Annotated in this window: 2 protein-coding genes and 1 pseudogene; 1 reads left to right on the forward strand and 2 read right to left on the reverse strand. The window is 32.7% G+C overall.

Annotation, left to right across the window (positions count from 1 at the left end; translation table 11 throughout):
- Positions 1 to 689 precede the first annotated feature (689 nt).
- A pseudogene (locus tag DD829_RS12110) lies at positions 690 to 886 on the forward strand (transposase); the annotation flags it as partial.
- Positions 887 to 894: 8 nt separating this feature from the next.
- On the opposite strand, the gene DD829_RS12115 reads toward DD829_RS12110, so the two are convergent.
- Positions 895 to 1,200 (reverse strand): transposase, encoded by a 306-nt coding sequence (locus DD829_RS12115; RefSeq protein ID WP_165796629.1) that lies wholly within the window; start codon positions 1,198 to 1,200, stop codon positions 895 to 897.
- Positions 1,201 to 1,435: 235 nt separating this feature from the next.
- Complete coding sequence (locus DD829_RS12120; RefSeq protein ID WP_108409910.1) at positions 1,436 to 2,713, reverse strand: hypothetical protein; 1,278 nt, start codon at positions 2,711 to 2,713, stop codon at positions 1,436 to 1,438.
- Positions 2,714 to 3,365: the final 652 nt, after the last annotated feature.

Genomic DNA, 3,365 nt, shown 5'->3' on the forward strand with positions numbered 1-3,365 from the left:
CGAGGAATTTCCAAAAATATGGGTACAACATAGGTACAACAAATGGCGGTATAACTTGGTTTATCTTGGTCTATAATGAATAGCTAAAATGCGGGAAATTCCCCATTTTAGGGCGTAATAGACCAAATTAGACCAAAAGTAATAGGACTTAAAATCCTGTGCCACAACAAATGGCGGTTTATTATGGTTTATCTTGGTTTATTATGGAGGAATAAACCAACAAAAAAGCCCTAAAATAAGCCATTATGCGATATTTAGAACCAAGGTAATGTGGTCAAAAATAGTTGGTGTTTTTCACAAAAATAATTCGTAATATTTGGCTGTTGATTGGAAGAGAAAATGAGCAATGCTGAGGAGCAACTCATCAGCAATACAATCAACGCTGTAAACAATAGTTTAGAGGATGGCTTTTGCCATCCTTTTTTTTCAAATTATTGGAACAGCACTATGGCTTAAAAACCTTTTACGAACGACACTTACTGTTTTGCTTTCCCAAAAAAATCACATCCAGACTTTTTGAAACTCCAACAACGATATTTTTTGAATTTTCAGCTACAAAAAAAGTTTATTGAAACAAAGTTCAATAAACTTACTGTATCATTAGTAATAATAAGCGTTGCGAAGAATTTCACCAACTATTTTTGACCATTAAACCAGAACCAATATTTATAGGACTTAAATCCTGTGCCCTTCAAGACAAAATTATGCTCAGAAAAAAGCTTTGATAGAGTCTGTCAACGACGAACTTAAAAATATTTGTCAAATAGAGCATACCAGACATCGAAGTTTTGATAACTTTGTACTCAATATCCTCTCAGCTTTGTCGGCATATTCTTTCTTTGATAAAAAACCATTAATGAATACCTCTTCCCAAACAAATGTGTAGCGATTTGCCTATGCTTCAATTTTGAGTCCGTCCATAAAACCCTCTCTCATACTTACCAGACCCTCTTCTGCCAAAAGCAAAACAACCTGCGAGAAAATATCTTTGAAAGAAGCTTCCAGCTTATGGCTGCGAAAACGGTTGATGGTGTTATGATCCACCACGCTCATATGGGAGAACCACATAAAATTAATGTTTTCCCGAAGTGCTTTTTCAATCTTCCGCGAGGAGTAAACATTATTCATATAGGCAAAAGCAATGACCTCGAGCATCATGGGATGATAACTGGGATTGCCTTCTTTGTCGTAAGCTTTCAAAAACGGTTTGATATTGACTCAATCTAAAATATCATTCACTATCCGAACGGGATGATATTCCGGGATCAAATCCTGAAAACTGTACGGAAACAAAACAAGCTGATTTTGGTTTATAATGCTTAAGACTCATAAACAAACACTTGATTACCAGATATAAATATACGAAACATTAAAATAATTTACAAAATAATCCGACTCATTTCTAAGACGGATTATTTTGTAAATTATTTATCTCTTAAAAGCCTGCCTTAGATAAAGCGTAAGCCACAATATTATGCAAAAACCTTTCCTGTGGTGTATCAACGACAGTACCGACTACAGAAGTATCTCTAAATATTCCTTCATCCCAAATGAAAATAGCTTTGTTTTGATTTCCGGCTATAAAAATCTGGGCAGAGGTTCCGTTAGTTGCTAAAATAGTAGACCCTGAAGGTAATTGAGAAGTAGAAACAACTCCGTATGTACCCTGACCATTTATAGTGATGTTGGTTGTATTACCGAATATTCCGTTATTGATTGCATTTGAATTAGTTGTTGCGGTTACTACACCCGAACCTACCGATCCGGCACCCCCAAATGCATTAAACAGAGTGGTTCCAATATTGCTATCAAAGAGAATAATAGCAACTCCTCCTCCATCTACAAATCCTTTAATTTTAGCAGCATCAGCAGTTGTCATCTCTGAGTAGCCTGTGCAGATAATATCATAAGAACTTAACAAGTTAGCCACAGTAAGAGTTGATAATGTACTTGTAATATTAGTAAAAGCAAAGCCATTAAAATTACCTGAATATATTCCTGTACTACCATAATTTGCAGTATTACTAAGTTGCGAATTAAATATAGCTTGTTCTGTACTTCCTATTGAATAGGTTGACCAATAAGCAAAACGAACAGTTTTTCCAACTGCTTTAGAGTTTGAACAACTTAAACTTAGCTTGCTCCAAGTTCCTGTTAAAGTTCCTGATGAAGCAGGTGTTCCGCTTAAATTATATGTAATAATTTGAGACTGCCCTGCATTAAGTGTTGCTGTTGCTGGTGAGACAGAAGATACAGTAATTCCGCCCACTCCACTCAAAACCAGATCACTTGTTTGAAAACCAATTGTAGCTGTGGAAAAAGAGTTATTTGTAAGAGTCAGAGAAAAACTTGCTCCCGTTAAGGATATACCATTAGTATAAGTGCCTTGAAATCCACTTGCTGTGCAATCAGCAACTATTGTTGGAGTAGTTGTACAAGCATCACATAGGCAGTTTGACCATGTTGTGCCATTAAATACTTTTACGCACTTCATTGTACTGTCGTAAATCATAGTTCCTTCAGCAACGTTTCCACCTTGTGGATTTATAATGCTTCCTGTAGAAGAATTCGTAGGCAGTACTAATCCCATATTGTGAGTTGTTGGTTTATTGATATCTAACGCTCCTCTAGGTGTTGGTGTTCCTATACCCACTTGAGCATATATATTTTGAAATAAAACCATTAATGATATTAAAAGATACTTGCTTTTCATAATATAGATTTTTTAATTATTTGTATTTATTTTTAAAACATTTAACTAATGAATATTAAAGCTCAAATACTCAAATCATGTTTAAATTAAATTGATTGGAAGAATTTTAAGCAAAAAAAATTAATATATAAAACACTGCTACATTCAAAATATAACTTATAAATTATATATATAAATCTTAATGTAATTTGGAATTGTGGAATTATTGATAAATAAACATTGATAAAGAACACCGATGCTTTTCGCAAATATTGGTGATGACCTAAACAGCCAGAATTATGACATAATCAAGGTTAGTGTAGACATAATTTTTGTTAAATTTATGTCAATTTGGAAGTTCCTGCTTTTATCAAAAATCAGGAAGCCAAATAATTTTACAATGATATTTGAATATCTTATTTACTTTTAAAAAATAAATAAATTAGAGCCTAAGAGGGAACAACACTAACATTCATGTATACGATCCCGGAAATGATTTTTTTTCATCAAAATTTTTTTTCATGTTATTATAAATTATTTTTTCTATAATACTTTTATAATGCAAATATAATTTTTATTTAGAAAAAAAACAACAATAAAGTACTGTCTATTAACATTTTATAAAATAATCTCATGCTTAAAAAAAATACAACCATAAACATATATGAATAAC

The sequence above is a fragment of the Chryseobacterium sp. HMWF035 genome, assembly GCF_003094695.1.
GTDB lineage: Bacteria > Bacteroidota > Bacteroidia > Flavobacteriales > Weeksellaceae > Chryseobacterium > Chryseobacterium gambrini.